23 protein-coding genes, 1 tRNA gene and 1 pseudogene are annotated in these 22,270 nt (G+C 48.4%); 18 read left to right on the forward strand and 7 right to left on the reverse strand.

Features of this window, described 5'->3' with window-relative positions; translation table 11 throughout:
• The 3 genes from ACJ2PR_RS17275 to ACJ2PR_RS17285 form a co-directional block, all read left to right on the forward strand.
• Positions 1–3,084: FG-GAP-like repeat-containing protein (locus ACJ2PR_RS17275; RefSeq protein ID WP_446877917.1), on the forward strand; the 3,084-nt coding region annotated here is incomplete at its 5' end.
• A gap of 63 nt (positions 3,085–3,147) precedes the next feature.
• Entirely contained in the window at positions 3,148–4,668 is a 1,521-nt protein-coding gene (locus ACJ2PR_RS17280; protein ID WP_446877918.1) for an Lpg1974 family pore-forming outer membrane protein, read from the forward strand.
• Positions 4,669–4,877: 209 nt separating this feature from the next.
• Positions 4,878–7,235 carry a prolyl oligopeptidase family serine peptidase gene (locus ACJ2PR_RS17285; RefSeq protein WP_446877919.1) on the forward strand — a complete coding sequence of 786 codons (2,358 nt, stop codon included), beginning with the start codon at positions 4,878–4,880 and terminating at the stop codon, positions 7,233–7,235.
• A 184-nt stretch (positions 7,236–7,419) separates the two neighbouring features.
• On the opposite strand, the gene ACJ2PR_RS17290 is transcribed toward ACJ2PR_RS17285, so the two are convergent.
• The 6 genes from ACJ2PR_RS17290 to ACJ2PR_RS17315 all read right to left on the reverse strand — a co-directional run bounded on the left by ACJ2PR_RS17290 (position 7,420) and on the right by ACJ2PR_RS17315 (position 12,956).
• Positions 7,420–8,955 (reverse strand): alkaline phosphatase PhoX, encoded by a 1,536-nt coding sequence (locus ACJ2PR_RS17290; protein WP_446861451.1) that lies wholly within the window; start codon positions 8,953–8,955, stop codon positions 7,420–7,422.
• A 276-nt stretch (positions 8,956–9,231) separates the two neighbouring features.
• Positions 9,232–9,666 (reverse strand): cell division protein SepF, encoded by a 435-nt coding sequence (locus ACJ2PR_RS17295; RefSeq protein ID WP_446861452.1) that lies wholly within the window; start codon positions 9,664–9,666, stop codon positions 9,232–9,234.
• 161 nt (positions 9,667–9,827) lie between these two features.
• Positions 9,828–10,340, reverse strand: coding sequence for a GNAT family N-acetyltransferase (locus tag ACJ2PR_RS17300; RefSeq protein ID WP_446877920.1), 513 nt, complete (start codon positions 10,338–10,340; stop codon positions 9,828–9,830).
• 246 nt (positions 10,341–10,586) lie between these two features.
• Positions 10,587–11,291, reverse strand: coding sequence for a hypothetical protein (locus ACJ2PR_RS17305; protein ID WP_446877921.1), 705 nt, complete (start codon positions 11,289–11,291; stop codon positions 10,587–10,589).
• Positions 11,292–11,418: 127 nt separating this feature from the next.
• Positions 11,419–11,736, reverse strand: coding sequence for a hypothetical protein (locus ACJ2PR_RS17310; protein WP_446877922.1), 318 nt, complete (start codon positions 11,734–11,736; stop codon positions 11,419–11,421).
• Between the two features lie 92 nt (positions 11,737–11,828).
• Positions 11,829–12,956, reverse strand: a complete 1,128-nt coding sequence (locus tag ACJ2PR_RS17315; RefSeq protein WP_446877923.1) for a RuBisCO accumulation factor 1 — start codon at positions 12,954–12,956, stop codon at positions 11,829–11,831.
• Between the two features lie 121 nt (positions 12,957–13,077).
• Here ACJ2PR_RS17315 and ACJ2PR_RS17320 point away from each other — a divergent pair.
• From ACJ2PR_RS17320 to ACJ2PR_RS17380, 13 genes are all read left to right on the forward strand, one after another.
• A tRNA-Ala gene (locus ACJ2PR_RS17320) sits at positions 13,078–13,150 on the forward strand.
• A gap of 360 nt (positions 13,151–13,510) precedes the next feature.
• Positions 13,511–15,295, forward strand: coding sequence for an HsdM family class I SAM-dependent methyltransferase (locus ACJ2PR_RS17325; RefSeq protein ID WP_446877924.1), 1,785 nt, complete (start codon positions 13,511–13,513; stop codon positions 15,293–15,295).
• Positions 15,296–15,314: 19 nt separating this feature from the next.
• Positions 15,315–15,491, forward strand: coding sequence for a type II toxin-antitoxin system HicA family toxin (locus tag ACJ2PR_RS17330; RefSeq protein WP_446861457.1), 177 nt, complete (start codon positions 15,315–15,317; stop codon positions 15,489–15,491).
• Positions 15,488–15,709 carry a type II toxin-antitoxin system HicB family antitoxin gene (locus tag ACJ2PR_RS17335; protein ID WP_446877925.1) on the forward strand — a complete coding sequence of 74 codons (222 nt, stop codon included), beginning with the start codon at positions 15,488–15,490 and terminating at the stop codon, positions 15,707–15,709. Before ACJ2PR_RS17330 ends, ACJ2PR_RS17335 begins: the two co-directional genes overlap by 4 nt.
• 62 nt (positions 15,710–15,771) lie before the next feature.
• Positions 15,772–16,008 carry a DUF2281 domain-containing protein gene (locus ACJ2PR_RS17340; RefSeq protein WP_446861459.1) on the forward strand — a complete coding sequence of 79 codons (237 nt, stop codon included), beginning with the start codon at positions 15,772–15,774 and terminating at the stop codon, positions 16,006–16,008.
• Positions 16,005–16,196 (forward strand): PIN domain-containing protein, encoded by a 192-nt coding sequence (locus tag ACJ2PR_RS17345; RefSeq protein ID WP_446877926.1) that lies wholly within the window; start codon positions 16,005–16,007, stop codon positions 16,194–16,196. The genes ACJ2PR_RS17340 and ACJ2PR_RS17345 overlap by 4 nt, the downstream gene beginning before the upstream one ends.
• 9 nt (positions 16,197–16,205) lie before the next feature.
• Positions 16,206–16,418: a hypothetical protein gene (locus tag ACJ2PR_RS17350; protein ID WP_446877927.1), complete on the forward strand. Its 213-nt coding sequence runs from the start codon at positions 16,206–16,208 to the stop codon at positions 16,416–16,418.
• Positions 16,419–16,427: 9 nt separating this feature from the next.
• Positions 16,428–17,741: a restriction endonuclease subunit S gene (locus ACJ2PR_RS17355; RefSeq protein WP_446877928.1), complete on the forward strand. Its 1,314-nt coding sequence runs from the start codon at positions 16,428–16,430 to the stop codon at positions 17,739–17,741.
• Positions 17,728–18,390, forward strand: coding sequence for an AAA family ATPase (locus ACJ2PR_RS17360; protein ID WP_446877929.1), 663 nt, complete (start codon positions 17,728–17,730; stop codon positions 18,388–18,390). The genes ACJ2PR_RS17355 and ACJ2PR_RS17360 overlap by 14 nt, the downstream gene beginning before the upstream one ends.
• A 9-nt stretch (positions 18,391–18,399) precedes the next feature.
• On the forward strand, positions 18,400–18,987 hold the full coding sequence (locus ACJ2PR_RS17365) for an AAA family ATPase (protein ID WP_446877941.1): 588 nt from the start codon (positions 18,400–18,402) through the stop codon (positions 18,985–18,987).
• Positions 18,962–19,318 (forward strand): hypothetical protein, encoded by a 357-nt coding sequence (locus ACJ2PR_RS17370; RefSeq protein WP_446877930.1) that lies wholly within the window; start codon positions 18,962–18,964, stop codon positions 19,316–19,318. The genes ACJ2PR_RS17365 and ACJ2PR_RS17370 overlap by 26 nt, the downstream gene beginning before the upstream one ends.
• Positions 19,319–19,674: 356 nt before the next feature.
• The gene (locus tag ACJ2PR_RS17375) at positions 19,675–20,052 is read left to right on the forward strand and encodes a hypothetical protein (protein WP_446877931.1); all 378 of its coding nucleotides are present in this window, start codon (positions 19,675–19,677) and stop codon (positions 20,050–20,052) included.
• Positions 20,053–20,076: 24 nt separating this feature from the next.
• Positions 20,077–20,901, forward strand: coding sequence for a type I restriction endonuclease (locus ACJ2PR_RS17380; protein ID WP_446877932.1), 825 nt, complete (start codon positions 20,077–20,079; stop codon positions 20,899–20,901).
• On the opposite strand, the pseudogene ACJ2PR_RS17385 reads toward ACJ2PR_RS17380, so the two are convergent.
• A pseudogene (locus ACJ2PR_RS17385) lies at positions 20,888–21,151 on the reverse strand (ISAzo13-like element transposase-related protein); the annotation flags it as partial. The gene ACJ2PR_RS17380 and the pseudogene ACJ2PR_RS17385 overlap by 14 nt on opposite strands.
• An 8-nt stretch (positions 21,152–21,159) precedes the next feature.
• Here ACJ2PR_RS17385 and ACJ2PR_RS17390 point away from each other — a divergent pair.
• Both ACJ2PR_RS17390 and ACJ2PR_RS17395 read left to right on the forward strand, forming a co-directional pair.
• Entirely contained in the window at positions 21,160–21,615 is a 456-nt protein-coding gene (locus ACJ2PR_RS17390; protein WP_446877933.1) for a hypothetical protein, read from the forward strand.
• Entirely contained in the window at positions 21,557–22,138 is a 582-nt protein-coding gene (locus ACJ2PR_RS17395; protein WP_446877934.1) for an RNaseH domain-containing protein, read from the forward strand. Before ACJ2PR_RS17390 ends, ACJ2PR_RS17395 begins: the two co-directional genes overlap by 59 nt.
• Positions 22,139–22,270 lie beyond the last annotated feature (132 nt).

Raw genomic sequence — 22,270 nt, forward strand, 5'->3', positions numbered from 1 at the left:
CTGAAACTGCTCGATTTTGCCGCGATTCCCTACAATGTGCCGACGAGTTGGACATTGACGCTGGGCGATTTTAATAGCGACGGTAAGGATGATATTTTCTGGCGACACAGTTCGGGTGCGGTGTCCGTCTGGCTGATGGATGGCTTGAAACTACTCGATTTTGCCGCGATTCCCTACAATGTGCCGACGAGTTGGACATCGACGCTGGGCGATTTTAATGGCGACGGTAAGGATGATATTTTCTGGCGACACAGTTCGGGTGCGGTGTCTGTCTGGCTGATGGATGGTCTGAAACTACTCGATTTTGCCGCGATTCCCTACAATGTGTCGATCGACTGGACAAGCACGATCGCTGACCTCGATGGAGATGGCAAGGCGGATGTGTTTTGGCGAAATAATTCAGGCGCTAACAGTGTTTGGTTATTCAACGGTCTGGCTCTCAAGCAATTTGCGTCTGTCACCAATGGTGCAGAAATTTTGGGCAGCGATTTGCTGTTAGGCGATCACGGCAAGATCTATCAAGCGCTTCCTGGCGATCGTAACTATTTCTCAATCGACATTGGTCTAGCTGCGGCGGCTGGAAACGATACCCTCTACGGCAATCAGGGCGATGACATTCTCCTCGGACAACAGGGAAATGATTACTTGAGTGGTGGCACGGGTGAAGACGATATGATCGGGGGTCACAATATCATCGGTGGCGCTGATGGGAATGACACGATGAATGGTGACGATAACGCTGACGTGATGCTGGGCGACAATGGTATGATTACCCGTCGTCCCCTGGGAGCGAGTTGGCAGCGATACCCGGCTCCTTTTGCGGATGTGATTCGCGATGTGGTGCGCTTTGATGATGTCGATCGCATGGGTGGTAATGATCTAATGCACGGTGGCGCTGGTGACGACATTATTCAGGGGCAGCGAGGAAACGATGCGCTCAGTGGGGATGCTGGCGATGACGAAATGTATGGTCAGCTAGGTGACGATTGGATGGAGGGCGGCAACGGTCAAGATTTCATGTTAGGCGATGTCGGTATTATCACTCGCGAATATAACCCAGACGGAACGCCTCGCCTCAATCGCAACGGTTCCTGGCATCGCAACGCACTATTAACAGATGTCGGAAAAATGACCGCCTCTCTGAATACAATCTCTAATGCTAACTTCCAGACTTCTGATCTATTGATTCTGACGAGCGCAAACGGTGGTGTAACTACTCAAGTGCAAGCGATCGAACTGTTTGCTGATGGCAACGATAGCATGAGCGGCGGTAATGGAGATGATTCGATGTTTGGTCAGCGGGGCAACGATGGAATGAGTGGTGACGCTGGCAGTGATTATCTGGAAGGCAACGCTGGAAATGATGGGATGAATGGAGGCGCTGATGACGACTTTATCATCGGAGATAATACGAATAACATCGAGCCGTTTATCACCGAAGTTCCCACGGTTAAACGTGGCTATCACATCATTGAGCAAGCGGCGGGACTCAATTTTGTGTTGGGCAGCTATGGCACGATTCTCACGCCCAATCTGACGCTCACACCCAGAATGAATTATGGACTGTTGCCGACGCTCACCCTTTCGCCGCAGGTGGTTTTAGACGGTTCTGCGATTCCAGTCGCTCCCCTCAGATCCCAAACTCAAACCTTCCAGTCTTTGGTGGCACTGATTCCAGACTTGAGCAATCATCTCGATCTGGTCGAAGGCAATGATTTTATCAGGGGTGGAGCGGGTAAAGATACGATCGTCGGTGACAACTATGCAGGCTTCATGCCAATTCGTACAGGCAACCGCGCGATCGACCAAAATCTCGATCAACTCACGACCGCTTTGTATCACTTAAATTACGACCTGCATGATTTAGAAGTTGCATTTAGCCAGGGTCAGACCGCCAGAACGATCGCAATCGGCAACGATACGATCAATGGAGACGGCGATCGGGATCTGATCATGGGCGACAATGCAATGTTCTACAGTCCATTCGTGATTCGGCAACCGGGAAATGCTGACGCGGTGAATGGATTTGTGAATACGCTCAAACAATCGATCGCCAGCTTTAACAACACGATTAATACTTTGCTGAATCCGTTTGTGGGTAGCGTCAACTCTTCCTACACGCTTTCTCAGGGCAATGACTTTCTAAATGGCGGCGATGGAGATGACAAGCTGTTGGGGGCAGATTCGACGATCTTTGCGCCGATTTTGAATACGTTAAGTTATCAGCGAGGTAGCTTCTGGAACTATGGGTTCGATCGCACACCTAAAGCGGTTCGTCCCAACTTCAAAGATTTTGATCTGGTTCTCAACAATGACACGATGAATGGCGGAAACGGCAATGATTTGATAATGGGCGGCTACAGTAATTTGATCACGCCGTTGGTAACGATTCAGACAAGCGATCAAGCACTGCTGAGAAATAACCTGAATACGCTGGTGACCGATGTCAAAGCATACATTCGTGATTTGTTTAATGAACAGTACGGCATTAACTATCTCGATCGAAATCAAGCCAATACCGTGATCGCTGAAAATGATGTGATGAGCGGCGATGCGGGATCAGATTTGATGCTGGGAGACAATGCGACGCTTGTTTTACCGATCGTCAATGGCACCGTCAATCTCAATCTGAATATCACCGACAGCAGCTTTGATTTTGGCATCAGTTCCCACAACTTTTTGCACACGCTGCCTCATCAGTTTGATCTGGCTTATCGCAGTTCGGCTAAGGGTTCTACAACGTTTGGTCAAGACACGCTGTTGGGTGGAGCCGGAAACAACGTTTTGTTGGGCGTGAAGTATCCCGATCGCTTGTTGGGTGATGGTTCTCTATTTGGTGGCAAGGAGTTAGACACATTTGAAGTGGGGGCAAGCAATACGATCGTCGTCGTTCGCAATACAAACCCCAGTCCCAAAGATCAAGAGAATTTGCTGCCGTTCATCAATGCCAATCTGCAAGATTTCTTGAGTCCGACGCTAGAACAATCGTTGCGAGAAGTGATTGCAGCAGGCGATCGCTTTGAGATACCCGCAAGGGGTCGCTTGGCGTTGGAAGGTGAACTTTACGGCAACTTTCCGGGCTGATCAAATTAGGGTGCAGTTGATTCAGAATTTCGACCATCATTCACCGAATTTGTGAGGAGAAACGTGAAAGAACATAATTTAGGATTAACGGTGACTTTGACCGCTTTAATGGGAGCTGTGCCAGGTCTTGCTCATGCAGAAGACTCTACAAACGTGCAGCCATCACCCGCGATCGCGACTTTACCTCAAGCCCAATCTTTTCAACCAGAGCCAATTCCAACCGATGCGCCTACGGTAGAAGTAACGACAAAAGTAGAATTCTCGACTCCTCAAATCGAATCGACTCAGCCAGAAAAATTATCTTCTACTCCAACGGTAGAAACCACCTCGATCGCAGAATTTTCAACTCAAAGGGAATCGATCAAAACTTCAGATCAAAAACCTGTAACGCTAAATACGATTGTATCGGAATCAAATCCGTCAACGCCAGCAGTATCATCGATTGCAAAACCTGAAATTGTTGGAGTCTTCTCAACTCAAGCGATCGATCTACAAGCATCTCCGACAATTGAGCAACCTGTTGTAGAACCAATCCAAAACAGTACAGATGACACGCTGCAAAATAAACTACAACGCTTGGAAGAACGCCAACAGCAATTAGAACAACAGATTGATACACTCAAACAGCAATTGTCTAATTCTCCTGCCCAAAATGCGCCCAAAGCCGCGATTACCGTCCCTGAAGATCGCCCATCAGCGTTAACCATCTATGCCCAACCGATGTTCTTGAGAGTCAATCCAGCAACCTCTCTGGACTTTGCGATCGTCGATCCCGGAACCGCCCTGGCAGCCAGTGGACAACTCGCGACGGTGAAGTACGATCAGGCAACTGCACTCAGAATCGGAGCCAGCTATCGTCCTCAAAACACCGCCTGGGAAATCGGAGGTAATCACACATTCTTCGACACCGATGGAACCGCCAGTGCCAGTCGCCCCGCCAACGGATTTCTTTTCTCAACGCCGTCTCACCCCCTGCAAAACGACTCTGCCGAAACTGCGGCTGCCAAAGCCAAATTTAACTACAACGTCACCGATGCAGAGTTAGCCTACAACTTCAAAGTGGGCAGAGGGTTGGGAGTCCGTTTGTTTTCAGGCTTGCGCTTCTCAGACATTCACCAATCCATGGCCGTCACCTACAACGGGCGCGACTACACCAACGGCCGATTGGACATGACCAACGACTTTCGCGGATTTGGCCCCCGATTGGGAGTAGAAGCCAGAGTGCTGATGGGCGGCGGATTTAGCTTATTCACCAGAGGGTCAGCGGCCTTGTTGTTTGGCAAACAGTCGTCTAGTTTTCGAGAAACCGATCGCAATGGTGCTGATGTGATTGCTGATCTGGGGCGCGATCGTAATCAAACGGTTCCCGTGGTGGATCTGGCGATCGGGTTAGATTGGGTTCAACCTTTGAGCAGGTCTGCCAAACTCAATCTCAGCCTGGGTTATGAATATCAACAATGGTTCAATGTGATGGACAATATTCGCTTTGTGGATGCCGCCAGTCCTGGAGTTTTTGCCCAAAGCCAGAGCAATCTCAGCCTGCATGGATTCTTTGTCAAAACAGGCTTGCAGTTTGAGTTTTAGTCCAATCAGCACCGCTAAAATCTTGTCTAAAAGTCCCCCAGAATTGGCAGCTTGGGGGGCAGAAGCGCCAAACACCGCAGCGAAAAAGATTTGGTGAATCTAGTCACCATTTTGGATCGAGGCTGGAGTGCAGGTTCTAGAAAATAGCGTGTAACCTGGTAGTCTGAACAAATTCACCTCACTCCTCACTCCTCACTCCTCACCTCCCCATGACCCGATCTGTTGAGCAAATCTGGCAATCTCCCCCTGACCCGATCGCACAAATTCTCAATGCCCCACTGTCTCCCGCCGTCTCGATTTCTCCAGATCACAAGTGGCTGATCGAGTTAGAGCGTTCTGCGCTGCGTCCCCTGTCAGAATTGGCAGAACCCGAACTCGGAATCGCGGGCTTTCGGATCAATCCCAAACTCAATTCGCCTGCTCGATACAGTCCCTACAAAAGTCTGCGGGTAAAACTGCTGTTGGATGAGGTTGCCGAAACGATCGCGCTTCCAAATCATGCAGGAATTGGGTTTGTACGCTGGTCACCAGATAGCCAAAAAATCGCCTTCGCACTCGTCCAAGAAACGGGATTGGAACTGTGGGTGATGGATCTTTTACAACGCATTCCTCAACGCTTAACGGAACCGATTCTCAACGCAACTTACGGAACGCCTTACCGCTGGATGGACGACCGATCGCTGCTCTGTAAAATGATTCCAGGCGATCGACCCGCCCCCCCGATCGAGCCAATTCTTCCACCCGGCCCCATTATTCAAGAAAATCTAGGACGCAAAAGTGCTAATCGAACTTACACCAATCTGCTGCAAAATGCTCACGACGAAAGCCTGTTTGAGTATTATTTAACTTCTACGCTAGAGAAAGTTACGATCGCAGGCACCCGAACGAGATTAGTAAAACCCAGTCTGATCAAAGAAGCCGTTCCCTCACCCGATGGCAAATTTATTCTATTAAAAACGCTGCAGCGCCCCTTTTCCTATCAGCTTCCAGTGTCCCGATTTCCCTGTCAGATTCAAGTTTTAGACGAGACCGGAACGATTGTTCAAGACATTGCAGACTTGCCATTAGCAGATAGCATTTCCACAAAATTTGACGCAGTACGACCCGGCCGCAGAAACACCGGATGGCGCAGCGATCGACCCTCTACCGTTTACTGGATTGAAGCACTGGACGACGGCGATCCTACCCAGAAAGTCCCGTTTCGAGATGCCTTATTTCAACTCAATGCCCCCTTTGACAGCGCGCCCCAACGCCTCTGGCAGTCAGCATTTCGGTTTCGCCGCATCCTCTGGGGACGAGAAGACGTAGCTCTCGCCTGGGAAAAAGAATACGACAGCCGCACACTGCGCCTCTGGCAGCTTAATCCCGCTCAACCCGACAAGCCAGCCCACCTGCTGATCGAGCGTAGTTCCGAAGACCAATACAGCGATCCTGGAATGCCGATGACGACGATCGGAACGTATCACCGGAGCGTTCTGCAATTTACGCCCGATGGTAATGCGCTTTATTTCTCAGGTCGAGGCGCTTCCCCAGACGGCATCTATCCCTTTCTCGATCGCAGAGCCTTACAAACCGCAGCTTCCGAACGATTGTGGCAGTGTCAGGCTCCCTACTTTGAGGCGATCGTCACGATGCTAGATGACGGGGCCCTGATTACCGTTCGTCAGTCCCAAATAGAACCATCCAACTACTTTTTGCGCCCTACCACAGGTCAGCCCATCCCCCTCACTACCTACGCTGACCCCGCGCCCCAGTTTGCCGGAATTCACAAAGAAGTGGTGCAATATTCACGAGCCGACGGCGTACAGCTATCCGCAAAACTTTACCTGCCTGCGGGCTACGATCCGAGTCGAGATGGGCCGCTGCCGACAATCTTCTGGGTCTATCCAGCCGAATTTAAAGATAAAACCCTAGCCGGACAAATGACCACCGCAGAAAACACCTTTAGCCGTCCCTACGGAGCTTCTGCCTTATTTCTCCTGACTCAAGGCTACGCAATATTGGATGATCCCAGTCTCCCGATCGTCGGTGAAGGCGATGCAGAACCCAATGACACCTATTTACAACAGTTAATCTCTAGCGTTGAAGCAGCGATTGATTATCTGGTTCATCGAGGTGTGAGCGATCGCAATCATTTAGGTATTGGCGGACATTCCTACGGCGGATTCACCACAGCAAATCTGTTAGCACACACGAATCTATTCCAAGCCGGAATCGCCCGCAGTGGTGCATACAATCGTACCCTCACACCCTTTGGATTTCAAGGAGAACAGCGCACCTTTTGGGAAGCCACCGAAACCTATAATCAGATGTCTCCTTTCACCCACGCCGCCCAAATCACGGCCCCACTCCTCCTGATCCACGGCGCAAACGACAGCAACCCCGGCACCTACCCCCTGCAAACCGAACGCCTCTACGAAGCCCTCAAAGGACTCGGCGCAACCGTCCGCTGGGTCTCTCTCCCCCTCGAAGACCACGGATACCGCTCTTGCGAAGCCGTTGGTCATGTGCTGTGGGAAATGGTGCAATGGTGCGATCGCTACGTCAAAAAAACGCAAATTCGATGAATCTCGCCGCTACGGTTGCAACTTGGAAACGTCCCCTAAATTCCCCACAAGTAAGGGACTTTGAACTAGAAATCTTGTCTAAAAGTTCCCTAGAATTGGGGGGCAGAAGATGTGAACACCGCCGCGAAAAAACTGCATCGAACTTACGGTTAGTGAAAGCGATCGCAACCCTTGCAACTCAAGTCTAGCGACCCGTCCACGGCCCCCAAATCGCGAAGGTGATGCCAGGAGTTTGAATGTTGACAAACAGCGTTTTGCCACTCGGGGAGAAGCAAGCCCCTGCAAACTCATTGTCAGCAAACTGATCTTTGAGCGTCGCGTCAGTGCTATTTGCAAAGAGAACATTCTTGGCAAACTGATATAACTTCCCTTTCTTAGTTACGCCCACCAGGTATTGTTCACCGCCGCCATCCTCGCACAAAATCAAATCGCCAAAAGGAGTCACCACAACGTTGTCAGGCTCATCTAGCAGATCGCCCGCCGAAGAGGCCTCCACCAACAGCTTGATCGTTTCTTTACGGGGATTGTATTCCCAGACCTGACCATTGCCACGGGCATTATCAAAGGCTGGAGTTCCCGCTTGAGTTGCAACAAAATAAATTCTGTTGTTTCCATAAAAAGCGCCTTCACCCCGAAAGAAGATTGCCGCCCCTTTAGCCTGCGCTTGCCCCCGAACAGACTCCGGTTTGCCAAGACTATTTGCCGTATCATTGTTATCTGTAAAATCAGGGTCAGGATTGTCAACCTTAACCCACTCTACTTCAAACTCTTGCCCAACTTTGATGCGTCCAGGCTGACCCCCCTTGCCCGGCACCGGAAGATTGGGGTTGTTTGTGGTAATTAAAGCAAAGTTCTCGCTGCCCTTAATCTTGAGAGCGTACAGCGTTCCTCCCTTTTGCAAGTCACCCAGTTGTAACTGCTTTGCTTTCTTGCCTTCTTCGATGACTCTGGGCACAAATCGATAGATGCAGCTATCGCCTCGATCTTCCGTTTCGTAGATATATCCAGTTTTGGGATCTACCGCGATCGCTTCATGGCTAAACCGTCCCATGTCTCGCAAAGGAGTCGGATTCACAATTCCACTGTTGGCGTTAGCATACACCTCGAAGTTGTAACCATGTTTGACGATCGCATTGTTCGCGCTAATAGTCGTCGAGAAGGTTTCTTCGCAGCTAATCCAGCTTCCCCAGGGAGTGCCGCCGCCCGCACAGTTAGTTCTTGTGCCTGCCAGAGAGGTGAAATCTTTAACCAGTTCGCGCTTACTTCCAACGACTAATGTGGTTGTCCCACCCAAGGCAGTCGTTGAATATCGGTTTGCGCCAACCACTGGATAGTTGTAAGCAGCAGGCAAAGAGGTGCTCAATTCATGGTTGCGAACTAAGAGTGTAGTATTGTTTGGGCCAGGAAACGCCGCCATTCCGTCATGTCCCGCAGGCACCTTAGAACCATCGCTCATCGTCTGACCTGTAATAGAAAGTGCCCGGTAACTAAATCCCGGTGGCAGTGCTAACAAAGGTTCTTGGCTCAAGTCCCCCAAAACTGTGTTGGTCAACTCGGCTGCGTTTACGGGCAATTTGGGACGCAATGGGCCAAAGCCAACTCCTCTTGAAACGTCACCATTGGCTACTCTGGCATAGAATGCTTCGAGAGGAGCAACCATCGTGACACTAGCCGTTGTTGCGCCAGCTAAGGTCAAAAACCGTCGTCGAGAGACTCTCATATCCTTTCCCACCGCAGATGAATATGAGCGTCAGTATATGAGGCTACAACTAAGCGCAAGCAAACACTGGTTTAAGCTTTGATTATTTAAGCCTTAATTATTTATTTAAGCTTTGGTTATCTAAATCCCACTAAGGTGGCAAACCTGCAAAACAAATCGACCTAAAGGATTGTGAATCAAACCGTGACGACCAATCTTCGGTTTTATCAAATTCTCGACGTGAAGTTAACTGTCGATTTAACGTAACGGCAATGAGGACAAAACTCGGTGCCCTTTTTAGTCTGGCACAAATGGCGGCACCGGAACGACTGACTGCCACTGACTCACCTGCACAAACGGCGGCACAAAGAGAAAAATATCTTTCCAGATGCGGCTTTGTTGACCGCCGATCGCATAAATCGCCCCCGCCAAAAAGTCAACCGATCGCTGGGCATCTTCTGACGATCGCATCTTAGAACAGTTGAGAATGATCACTTTCTGCTCTAGCAGGGCATTCACCGCTTCAGGAATCTCCTCGAAAGTCGTCGGATACAACACAAGACATTCTTGTGGAGGACTGGTCGCCCTGGGTAAAGCCACCACGTTATCGGGAGCAGCGACTGGGGGCAAATCTTGTTCTGGCTCATCAAACTCTTCTGGGTAGGAAGCATCTTCCCATCCAAAATCTTCCTGTCCCCAAAACGCCTCTGATAGCTGCCTAAGAAGTTGCATAGCTCACCTACTGGTTGCGCCATTCCAGTACCGATGTTCTTAGTATAGGCGCAAATTTCCAGCTTGCAATGCTTCTCAAAAAGTCATCCTGCTGAGAATGTAACCGCAACCCAATACGATCGCATCGTGCAGAATCTTTTGTTTGCCGCTCGATCGACTTGTCATCCTGCTGGTAACGACTCCGCCACCCTCAACACATACCGCCAGTACCGAATTCCAAAATGGCTGGGCAACCCGATATCTTGCTTAAATCCCAGTCCCTCATACATCCTTCTTGCGGCTACCATTAACTCGCTTGTATGTAAGCCAACCACTTCCGCTTTGTCTTGCTTTGCTCGATGAATGCATTCCTGACTGAGTTGCCGTCCAATCCCCAAACCCCGGTACTGTGGCAATACTGCTAACATCCGCAACGATGCCCACCCCAGATGAAACAGACGACTATCCGACGTTCCAGGAGGACAATAAATAACTGACCCAACTAACGCTTGATCTTGTTGAGCAACCATTAATCGTCCTTGCTTTGCGATCTCTGCCACATTTAACAAGTTGGTTTGCATGGTTTTCCAATTGTCCGAGGTCAGAGCATGAGAATACTCGCGATAGGCTTCTACACTGAGAAATGCCACATCATTAAACTCTTGGATAAGAGCATCTCGGACAATCAGTGTCATAAGCATCGTTCTCCATTGAAAGTCACTTCAATCTAACTCTGACCGCCCCTCCGGTTTGACCCAACCGCCCCACGAATCTTGCCGTTCTACAACTTTGGATACCAAACCCAAACCGTTACGCTCAAATCGCCCCTCAACCAACTCAATAAAGCAAGATAACGTTGCGGTTGAGCCACTGTAAGTAGCCTTTGCAACATCACTGATGATCTCTTAGAAGTTCGCTCCAATCAAATTGTTATACTGCCACTATAAGCCCTTTCCGACACTTGACACATCGATTCGATAGATTGATCCATGACTGAGAATGTATAGCGAACTTCCTCTGCCAACAACTCGCTCCGCAACGATTTTTTGTCCTCTCTCATCTGTCAATTGGAATTGCTGAAGGCGTTTGACCTTACCGTTTTTGTTTAGAGAAAACAAGTGATATGTATCTTGATCGCCATATTCTCCTCGGAATAAAGCACAGTTGTCAAAAACAGCAAAACTATTACTACCTTCAATAGGCATATTCCAGACTGACTGAATCTTCTGATGGCGTAAGTGAACGAGTGGAAATTCTGTGTAGTAATACAGCCAGACATCTGTATCAGACTCCACATTTAATGCATAGCAATCACATATAGAATCTAAGTCATCCGTTGGCTCAAAATCGTATATTTTATTTCCTGCTGAGTCCCATGCAGTAAGTCCAGATGATCCAACTGGTTCATTCCAACCAAAATTTCCAAAAACTCCTTCATCAAAAAAACTAGTCCAAATGATTCCATCTGAAGTTGCCTGAACCGATTGGATGCCATCACCCAGTAGAATCTCTCGCTTAAACTCTCCACTAAAGCTGTAAACGCGACCATTCTTTTCAAAGTTGTTTGGGCCTTTATAGTGAGAACGGGCACACACAAGCAGTAATTCATTCGCAGAAAGCGGTTGGATACAGGGCAAACGCATCATGTCAATAAACAGCTATTTCGCCCCCTTTATTGAGAAAGTTAGCAGTAATTAAGGCTTGTTGAAAATGAGTTTAGCTACCCATAGCGGTACTCATCGTCTGAGGTAGTACTACTATTCTTCAAGCAATTTAGATGCGTTTGCCCTGCGGTTGGATATCGTGAATATTAAATTTTTCTCCTGTAATGCTAAGGTCAAGTGTTAGGCGATTTTTTTGAAAAGCGATCGCTCGATAATTTTGGGGAGTCCCTGGAGTCGTTTTTGCAAAGCTTGCCCCTCCTGGCTGTTCGGTGCGGTAATCGATTGGATCAAGAGCAAACAAGACATAAACCGTTTCATCAAAACCCACATTAAATGCAACAATCTCTCCGCTATTTACGACGGAATTTAACTCAGCGATCGGGGACAGAGAAAGCATTTTTTGCATAATCTGGCGACAAAATTGCACAAAAGTTCTAAACGCTAACCATCAACTCTCAGATTGCTCTCTACACAAAGGACTTGCGGCATAACTCTTTTTTCATCCCTCCTCCCTCATCCCTACTCCTCCAAAACCCACCGCTCAAAATCATCCCGTTGCTGTCGCGTCAGCATTTCTTGGGCATAGCCCACATCCAAAACCTTCTTGGGACGCATCGCTAACACCACCCTGCCCAACAAAGAAACCTCCGGAGCCGCCTCAAACCAGCGAATCTGCAACTGTTCCTCTTCGGCCACCACAAAGTAGCCGCTCACATCCCAATCTCGCTGGGCCCGATCGACCACCACGACCATTTCCTCAACTTTTTCATCTGTTGGGAGGGGTAAGCGATCGCTATCACACAGCAACACCACAGGATCTTCTGCCGCTCGAATCACCTGCCACCCTGGAAGCGGCACCCACGCCCCCGTCCCCGAAAAATGCACCAGTTGAAAGGCTCCTGTCTCCTCCACCAAAGGCACCACTTGCAAATCAGCCTTCGTCAACGGCAACTTACCCACCACAGGCAAAATCCGCGGTAGTTCTTCATCCGACTCCAGACGATAAATGGGCAATCGGGGAGCCGGACGGCTGGGTGTCACTGTAAAATCCGTTAGCAGTTGCTCAATTTTTTTTCGGGCTGACTGGCTGTGGACAAAGCGCAATCCCTTAGCAATCAAGCGCGATCGCTCCTGCAAGTCACTCTTTTGTTTAGCATTCTTCCAGACCTGAAACGCAATCGCATCTCCTGGATGATTTGAGAAGTCTTCGGGTGGCTTGCTAAGGCGAGAATAATCCTTAATAGCCCGCGCCAATTCTTTAGCTTCATCAAGATCTAACTGCTGATCAAAGGCAAACTCGGCGGCGGCGGCCCGTTCTGCCTGTGTCAGAATCCGTAGCTCATACAAGACATCACTGCCTTTGCGCTGAAAGTGAGCCTGCGTGGAGTCAGAAACTCCGGTGCTGGCGATCGAGGCATACACCTGGGCTGCGACGATAATCTGGTTTTGCTGAATCGGCTCAAACCCGGTTGCTTCAAAAATAGCTTGAGCGGTGTATCCCGACTTCTGCAAGGTTTGGCAGGCTTGCCCCCACTCAACCCAACTGCCCTCTTTGCGCCGCAGAGATTGCAGGAGTGCAGCCGTTTCCACATCGGGGGAGGTTGGTTCTGCCTCAAAGCTGGATAAATCTTGCGGTGTGTCACTCATAAGTCTCAAGGTAAGGGCCAATTTGGGGGGCGATCGTCTACAGTCCGCTTATCAGCTTACCAAAGTTAGGAGAGGGCTTGACTCAATTTCGAGATTAAGGCATGATACAATGCAGTTTATCGGGGTTATAGCTCAGTTGGTAGAGCGCTGCAATGGCATTGCAGAGGTCAGCGGTTCGAACCCGCTTAGCTCCATTAAAAGTTGTAGAAAAAGTTGTAGATTTGCACATTAAATTGTGTGTTACTTTAGCCATCTGTCTGCCGCTGTGGCATGGGGATGTCTGAATTCTGGAGCGGCAGATTGATGCCTTATTATCAATCGCGAGAGTCCAAATCTTCCACCCTTTACGCAACCATGTCGCAATTATCTCTTCAAGCCGAGATTTTTTGGGCTTCCTGCAAAACTAATTGAAGGGTGACCCCGACAACTTGGTTGACTGACAAAACTCCTGAAGCCTCCGTTTTTTGTACTTGTAGGTTGGTGTTGAACTCGGTGAAACCCAACCTACTGGAAAAGATCTGTCAGTCAATCAGCCCGACAACATTGACAAGCACTTGGTCAGCTATATCGAAGGGTTCTCTAAGAACGTGCGCGAAATCTTCGAGCGGTTTGAGTTTGCCAATGAAGTTGAGAAGATGCGAGAGGCAAACATTCTGTATCTGGTAGTCTCAAAATTTTGTGATATTGATTTGCATCCCAATACAGTCGATAACATCGAAATGGGGTTGCTGTTTGGGGATTTAATTCATCGTTTTAATGAAGTTGCTAACGAAACGGCGGGTGACCACTTTACTCCGCGTGAAGTCACTCGTCTCATGGTAGATATTCTGTTTGCCCCTGATGGCGATGTTCTGACAAAGCCCAACATCATTCGGCGCGTGCTTGATCCTGCCTGTGGTACGGGAGGGATGTTGTCAGAAGCGAAGAAACATCTGCGACAAATGAATGAGAATTCTCGGCTGTATGCGTATGGGCAGGATTTTAATCCCCGATCGTATGCGATCGCCGCTTCAGATTTATTGATGCGGGGCAATGAAGAAGGCGAAATCCGCTTTGGGGATTCACTAATCGATGATCAGTATGAGGACGATCGCTTCGATTATTTGCTAGCTAACCCGCCGTTTGGGGTGGACTGGAAGAAGCAACAAAAAGCAGTGCAACGGGAACACGATAAACAGGGGTTTGCAGGAAGATTCAGGGCAGGATTACCGGGAGTCAATGACGGATCGCTGCTGTTTTTGCAGCACATGATCAGCAAGTTTGAGCCGTATCAGCCGCAGCAGGGTCAGCAAGGTTCACGACTGGCGATCGTGTTCAACGGCTCACCACTCTTTACGGGCGGAGCGGGTAGCGGCGAGAGTGAGATTCGCAAATGGGTAATCGAGAAGGATTGGCTAGAAGCGACCCTTGCGGTATCTGCGAAGCAGCGCGTGGCGTTACCTGAGCAGATGTTCTACAACACCGGGATTGGAACGTATGTTTGGATTGTGACAAACCGCAAGCAACCACACCGCAAAGGCAAAGTGCAACTGATTGATGCTCGTGCCCGATGGCAGCCGATGCGCCGCAGTTTAGGTGACAAACGCCGCTACATGGGTGAAGAAGACACTGCGATCGTGGTGCGAGAATACGGCAAATTCGTCGAAAGTGAGACGAGCAAAATTTTCGACAATGAGGATTTTGGCTATAACCGAGTGCCGATCGAGCGTCCGTTACGGCTGTTATATGAGATGACGGTCGATCGCAAAAGCCGCTTTCTCGATGCCATACCGCATTTGCTAGACGATGTGCAGGCGATCGATCGCAAGCTAGGGCGAGAACCGCGAACGGACTGGAACGAGTTTGATCAATTGCTGGATGATTTGTTATACCAACGGGGCAGCAAGTGGAAAAAGCCGGAGCGGAAGCTATTTCGGGATGTATTCACTGAGCGCATGGGTGGAAACAAAGATGTTCAGGGTGTGGTTCTGAAGCGACGTAAGACAAAGGGAGATGATCCAATCGATCGCGTTTGGGGTTGGTTTCCAGATTGGAAAGATGACCATACGCAGGTGATGTATGAGCCAGATTCACAACTGCGCGATTTTGAGAATGTGCGGTTGATCGATCAAAGTGAAGATACGAACATTCAAGAGATTGTGCGCTATTTTCAAGATGAGGTAAAACCTCATGTGAATGATGCTTGGGCAGACAAAGAAAAAATCCGCAGTGCCTATGAAATCAATTTCAATCGTCACTTCTACAAATACACGCCGCCGCGCCCGTTGGCTGAGATTGATGTCGACATTAAGCAGATGGAAGAGGAAATCATTCGGCTGCTGCGTGAGGTGACAGAGTAACTGCATGAAAGTTTGAGATGTGATCAAGCGTTTAGAGGAAGATGGATGGTACTCAGCCAGGACAAAAGGGAGTCATCATCAGTTTAAACATTCAGAGAAAGTAGGAACAGTAACCGTTCCAGGAAAACTCTCGAAGGATCTGGCGATTGGTACGTTGATGAGTATTTGGAAGCAAGCTCAGTTGGAGGATGAATGATGCGTTACGCGATCGTGATTGAAAAAGCAGAGGGGAATTACTCGGCTTATATTCCTGATTTACCAGGTTGTGTCACCGTTGGAGACACGGTAGAGGAGCTGATGGAAAATATGCGGGAAGCGATCGAGATGCACTTAGAGGCAATGCAGGAAGAGGGATTACCCATTCCAGAACCGCAGACGTTGTGTGAGTATATTGAGTTACCGATCGCGAGTTAATAACCGTTGCAATGCTAGTCAGATCACAAAGTGAGCGTTCGTTCAATTTAGGAGAATAGCTTATGAGTACCGCAGAAACAATTTATGAGTTAGTAAAAACATTGCCAGAAGAGCAAGCGAGAACAGTTTTGAAGTTTGCTGAGTTTTTGCGCCAAGAGACAAATCAAAGCACAGCTACATCCGAAAGTGAGTTAGGTTGGGAAGCGGGATTTTTTGAGAAGACAGCAGGATGTTTAGCGGACGATCCCATCATTCGCCATCCACAGCCGCCTTATGATGTGAGGGAACCCATTGCGTGACTTACCTTTTAGATACAAATGTTTGCATTGTTTACCTTAATCAAACAGATTCTAATGTCCGACGAAAAATGGGGGAAGTTCCGCGATCGCAGGTTTTTGTATGCTCGGTTGTGAAAGCTGAATTGTTTTATGGCGCAATGCGGAGTAATAATCCTGAGCGGACGCTAGCACGACAACGGGAATTTTAAAATGCTTTGGTGTCGTTGCCCTTTGATGATTTTGCTGCAACTACTTTCGGAGTCGTTCGCGCTCAACTCGAATCTCTTGGAACACCGATCGGTGCATACGATCTACAAATTGCCTCGATCGCTCTAGCCAATAACTTGACGCTGGTGACTCACAACACCGGAGAATTTAGCCGTGTAGAAGGTCTGAAGCTGGAAGACTGGGAAGTGGAAAGCGATTTGTGAGGTGTTCTTGTGAGTGTATTATGGCTGGAGCAAATACCGAATATATGGAAAATAGCAAGGCTCAAAACAATTGTTGGATTAAGAGCATTCCGCACTACTGGCAGTTCACAGGAACACAACTATGTAGGTCTTGAAAACATTGAATCTTGGACAGGGCGCTTAATTAAGTCAGAACAACCTACTGAATTATTAGATGACAAGGATGAAAGCAAAAGCATAGTCAGTTACTTTGAATCAGGCGATGTTTTGTTTGGGAAGCTCCGCCCGTACCTCGCCAAAGCACACCTTGCCAAAGAAGCAGGAGTTTGTACTACTGAATTGCTCGTCATGAAACCTGATATGGAGTTAGACGGGCAGTTTCTGCTTGATGTGCTGCTCACTAGTGAATTTATTGATCAAGTAAATGCTGCAACGTTTGGCGTAAAGATGCCTCATGCAGACTGGGACATTATCGGTAATCTTTTAATTCCACTTCCCCCGCTCTCTGAACAACGATCGATCGCCCAATACCTCGATCGCCAAACCGCCAAACTCGACACCCTCATCACCCTCAAACAACGCCTCCTCCAACTCCTTGCAGAAAAACGCCGCGCCCTCATCACCCACGCCGTCACTCGTGGTCTGAATCTTGATGTCCCAATGCGTGATTCAAAGATTGAGTGGTTGGGTATGTTCCCTGGAAATTGGAAAACGGGAAGGCTAAAGTTAATATGCAAGTCTTTGCAAACAGGTCCCTTTGGATCACAGCTTCATGCTGAGGATTACATTGATCGCAAAGATGGCGGAATTCCCGTTATTAATCCTGCTCATCTGACTAGTGGAAGAATTGTGCCAGGTGATCGAGTCACTGTAAATAAAATAATGGCAAAGTACTTGGCGGTTCACCGATTAGAGATTGGAGATGTCGTTCTTGCCCGCCGAGGCGAGATTGGTCGGTGTGGACTGGTGACGGATAAGGAAGTCGGTTGGCTCTGTGGTTCGGGTAGTCTTCGAGTGCGACCCAACGCAAAAATTTTAGACTCAAAGTACCTGGTCTTATTGCTTACCAACACATTTGCAGGCTCGTGGCTATCCCTAATGTCAGTAGGGACAACAATGGACAACTTAAATACTGAAATTGTTGGGGAATTTCTAATTCCCCTTCCTCCCTTTCAAGAACAACAAGCAATAGTCAATTATGTTGAAGCTCAAATCGCTAAACTTGATAAGCTGGAAGTCGTCACTAAATACACCGCCGAGCTTTTACAGGAACGTCGTACTGCTCTCATTTCAGCCGCCGTTACTGGGAAAATTCGTGTGAAGGAGGCCTATGCAACTCAGTAGTCTCACCCTTAACCAATTTCGCGCTTTTCAAGAGGTGAAGTTCGATTTTGTTGCTCCAGGCATGAATTTGCTTGTAGGTATCAATGGCGTAGGTAAATCTTCCGTACTTGATGCAATAAGAATTGCATTCTCAAGAGTGCTACCTGAATTTACTGTATCAGAAGAAATCCGTCTAACTTTTAGCATTGATGATGTGATGCACGATCGAAATAAATTGACTGTACAACTCAATTTTATAACCTCTGGCATTCCTTTTGAGTGTTATGTAAGCCGAGATAAAAAGCATGACGTTGAGCTAAAACCTAATCGTACAGACATTCTTTTCCCGCTAAAATCTGCGACTGAGCAGCCACTTGTTATCTATTTCTCAACTCGGCGTTCAATGCTCTTTGATAGCAAAGAACCGAATATCCAAATGGCAGCAGGAGATCAGTCCGTTGCTTTTGTTGAGGCTCTCAAGCCTCGTATGTTACGTCTACAGGAGTTTATCACTTGGTGGATGGTTCAAAAAGAGCTTGCAGACTCAGGATCACCTTCTGCTCAAGAGCGACTTGAAGTTTTACAAAATACTGTAACAAGCTTTTTAGATTGGTGTACTAATTTACGAGTCGTGCGTGAACGAAAACCTACTTTAATGCTCGAAAAATAAGGTGTCACGCTGGATGTCCGTCAGCTTTCTGATGGTGAACGCAGCGTTCTGGCACTAGTTCTCGACCTGGCGCGACGACTCTCTCAAGCCAACCCAATCTTAGAAAATTCTCTACAAGGCAAAGCCGTCGTGCTGATTGACGAACTCGACTTGCACCTGCATCCGATCTGGCAACGCACGATCGTCGCCAAACTGACCCAAACTTTTCCCAACTGTCAATTCATTGCCACCACGCATTCACCGCAAATTGTGGGCGAAGTCAAACCACCCGGCTTAAGCCTGATTGCCAAAGAGGGCGATCGAGTCGTAGCCATTCAAGAAGGGCTTCAGGGATTTGGGTTAGATTCAAGCTGGATTCTGGAGCATTTGATGGGAACCGCATCCCGCAACGCCTCCACCCAAGCCCAGATCAACCTAGTAGAAGATGCCCTGGAAGAAGGAGAACTTGACCTTGCTAGAAGTCGTCTTGAGACATTAAGAACCATGCAGCACGGCGACGATCCCGAAGTATTTCGGCTAGAAGCCAGCATTAACAACCTTGAAGCCTTAGCAGATGAAGTGGATTTAGACGATGAGATGGATTCAGAAGAAGAGTGAGCCAAGTGAACTGGCCGAATGGCGCACTCGTTGCGGAAAGGACATTAACTTTGGCTACAACCTGATGCGTCAAGACAATTGCGCTACCAAAGCTCTAACTGAGGCTTTGTTAAAAGAGCAAGGCTGCTTGTGTGCTTACACGGGGATGAGAATTGATGGCTACGTCGATCACCAAGATCCGCGTCTTTGTCAGTGTCATCTTGGACATGTCAAACCTCAAGACCACTGCACCTTACAAGAAACCGTCTCATACACTAACCTCGTTGCCTGCTACCCCAAACCCAACCCAAAAGCCAAGATACCCTACGGAGCCGAACAAAAAGGGAATTGACCATCTCCTGCCGAGCAGCACTTGTTTGTTTCCCCACTAGAATCTTCTTGCGAAACTCGCTTTTTCTTCAACTCACGAGGTGAGATTAAATCTAAAGAGGGCGATCAAGCTGCGGCGACCACTATCCGAAAGCTGGCGCTTGATCATCATGACCTCACTGCTTTTCGGAGAGCCGCAATTCAAGGAACGCTTGGCACACAAAACAACCTTTCGATCAAAGATGCACGAAAACGATTGAAAGCCCTAAAATCCAATCAGCATAGACAGCCAGAACCGTTTTGTTTTACTCTCGCTCAAGTTTTAGAAAAACGAATTTCCAAGTTAGAAGAGATTGCCAAATCAAAGAGAGCTAAAAAATGAGCCAAGCCCGTCATAGTGAAGCCGCTTTTGAGAGCGTGATTGAGAATCACTTGCTGACGCATGGCTATATTCAAGTCAAGAGCAGGTTCGATCGCACCCGTGCCATTTTTCCTGATGAAGCGATCGCCTTCATTCGCACCACCCAGCCCAAAGAGTGGGCAAAGCTAGAAGCGCTTCATGGAGAGAATACTGCCACCCAAATTCTGACCGACCTCTGCAAGTGGATGGATACTTATGGCTCCCTCCACACCCTCCGCCACGGCTTCAAATGTTATGGTCGTACCCTACGAATCGCCTACTTTAAAGCTGCACATAGTTTGAACCCTGACCTAGAGGCTCGATACGCGGCTAACTGCGTCGGTATTACTCGTTAACTTCGCTACAGCGTTCGCGAAGCGTTGCCTTCGGCAAACCGCGATTCTGCCAAATCCCTTGATGTAACCCTCAGTGTGAACGGCATCCCGATCGCCAGTCTCGAACTCAAGAATCCGCTCACTGGACAGACCTTCGAGAACGCTAAACACCAATACCGCAAAGACCGCGATCCGCGTGAGCCAATCTTTGAATTCAAACGGCGCACTCTGGTTCATTTTGCCGTTGATACCGAAGAAGTGTGGATGACCACTCGCTTGGCAGGCGATGCCACTCATTTTCTACCCTTCAACCAGGGCTGTGAAGGTGGGGCTGGCAATCCACCTGACCCAAATGGACGCACCTATCGCACCGCCTACCTCTGGGAGGAAGTTCTCCAGCGAGATAGCCTGCTCGATCTGCTTACCCGTTTCCTACACCTCCAAGTTGAGGAAAAGCGTGACGACGAAGGGCGAAAGTTCAAAAAGGAGAGCCTAATTTTTCCTCGCCATCATCAGCTTCAGGCAGTCCGAAGACTCGCCGAAGCCACAAGACTCGATGGCGTTGGGCATAACTATTTGATTGAGCATTCCGCAGGCAGCGGCAAGAGCAACACGATCGGTTGGCTGACTCATCGCCTGGCTTCTCTCCACGATGACCAAAACAACCGGGTGTTCGATAGCGTCATCGTCATTACCGATCGCCGCGTCCTTGACCAGCAATTGCGGGACACCATCTACCAATTCGAGCATCGTCAGGGCGTTGTCCAGAAGATCGACGAAGACTCCCGACAACTCGCCCAAGCCCTCGAAAGTGCCGTTCCAGTCATTAGGGATCAGCAATTAAATGAAGTACCAGTTATATTGGGCTGATTGTAATGTCCCACTTAGGCAAAATTTCAGAGCGTTGCCAAAAAGGAAAGTAGAATTCTTCTAGTTCTGAAAGCGGAACTTTGACCCCTTTCTCGTAGAGAGTATCAAGGATCTGCACTATCGGAGCAATTCCCTTCCAAGTCATGTTGGCAGCCCACTGGACGGCAGTCTCAATTGAATCTAGCACCGTCCCATTCCAAAAGTTCTCCAGTGCAGCCCAACACCGTTCAATTGGATTGTACTTGCTATGATCTCTCCGTGCGTCGATGGATTGTGAATGCTTTAGAACGTCCGCCCTATCGAGGGCTTACCGCTTACATTGGAAATGAATTGCGCTTGTTGGATGGAGTACGGCAACCGCTTTGTTTTCTTCCATTAACCCTAAAACGTCGAGGAGAAGCTGCTGGCTGGTCGATCGCGATCGAGGCATTGCTGGCGGATGATACTCGTTTGCCGAATCCGAGCGCATTACTCGCCAACCCAACGTATCACGTGGAGCGCGTTGGTGAAGCCACTCAAATTGGCAAATCAATCAATTTTTTAGGTTTACCTGCTAGATCCAAATCCTCAGCTACCGACAATCAATCGCAACCTGCTAGTCGTAAAAAGGTAAAGAAGACTGATCCGAATACACGATCTGCCCCAATGCTGCTTTATGGCAGAGGCTCAAAATGCTCGGCGCAAAGGATTGCTATCCTGGCTGCAAAATCCTAGTTTGCAGCCGGATAAGGTACTAAAGGCGCTTCAGCTAAAAGATGCTGATGAACTAAATCGCCTATGGATTGTCCGATTACGCTTACAAGGAAGCAGCAATGAAACTCCTGTCGCGATCGTCAAACCTTCCTTAAAGGGTCGAGAACAAGCTGGAAGTCGAGCGAGAGGCAGAATTTATCGATGGCAAGACATCTGCGAATCTGAACAGCCTCTTTACTTAAGTCTAAGAAGGTCTGCAACGACTGAGCAATATGCTCTAAAGATCTCACAATCTCGATTAGAGGATGGTAGCCACCCTAATATTAATGCAAGATTATTAGAAGTTACGGTTGTTCATCACCCAGGTATTCAGCCCGACCAGCTTGCTCTTCTGGTTCATCGACTCCGAAGCAGATATCCCTACTCCGCCGATGATGGCGCTTTACCATTTCCTTTTCCATTTGCAACCGCAGCAAAGGAATATGCAGTGAGTGTTAGAGATTTAGTAGAACCTGATGGCTCTGAGCAAAATGTGAATAGATAAGTAATTAATTTGACGCAACGCTGATTGATGTGATGAAGCTTCACTTTCATGAATTGATCGCTTGACCGAAAGAATGTCCTCCTTAAATCATAAGAAGAACTTATAGTCATACTGTGAACTTTTGGCAAGGAG

The organism is Phormidesmis sp. 146-33 (assembly GCF_052939515.1).

Bases quoted from the DNA above. Each gene is read 5' to 3' on its own strand.
- ACJ2PR_RS17285 (WP_446877919.1), top strand. From the start codon at position 4,878: ATGACCCGATCTGTTGAGCAAATCTGGCAATCTCCCCCTGACCCGATC.
- ACJ2PR_RS17290 (WP_446861451.1), bottom strand. From the start codon at position 8,955: ATGAGAGTCTCTCGACGACGGTTTTTGACCTTAGCTGGCGCAACAACG.
- ACJ2PR_RS17295 (WP_446861452.1), bottom strand. From the start codon at position 9,666: ATGCAACTTCTTAGGCAGCTATCAGAGGCGTTTTGGGGACAGGAAGAT.
- ACJ2PR_RS17300 (WP_446877920.1), bottom strand. From the start codon at position 10,340: ATGACACTGATTGTCCGAGATGCTCTTATCCAAGAGTTTAATGATGTG.
- ACJ2PR_RS17305 (WP_446877921.1), bottom strand. From the start codon at position 11,291: ATGATGCGTTTGCCCTGTATCCAACCGCTTTCTGCGAATGAATTACTG.
- ACJ2PR_RS17315 (WP_446877923.1), bottom strand. From the start codon at position 12,956: ATGAGTGACACACCGCAAGATTTATCCAGCTTTGAGGCAGAACCAACC.
- ACJ2PR_RS17335 (WP_446877925.1), top strand. From the start codon at position 15,488: ATGATGCGTTACGCGATCGTGATTGAAAAAGCAGAGGGGAATTACTCG.
- ACJ2PR_RS17340 (WP_446861459.1), top strand. From the start codon at position 15,772: ATGAGTACCGCAGAAACAATTTATGAGTTAGTAAAAACATTGCCAGAA.
- ACJ2PR_RS17360 (WP_446877929.1), top strand. From the start codon at position 17,728: ATGCAACTCAGTAGTCTCACCCTTAACCAATTTCGCGCTTTTCAAGAG.
- ACJ2PR_RS17370 (WP_446877930.1), top strand. From the start codon at position 18,962: ATGAGATGGATTCAGAAGAAGAGTGAGCCAAGTGAACTGGCCGAATGG.
- ACJ2PR_RS17375 (WP_446877931.1), top strand. From the start codon at position 19,675: ATGAGCCAAGCCCGTCATAGTGAAGCCGCTTTTGAGAGCGTGATTGAG.
- ACJ2PR_RS17395 (WP_446877934.1), top strand. From the start codon at position 21,557: ATGGCAGAGGCTCAAAATGCTCGGCGCAAAGGATTGCTATCCTGGCTG.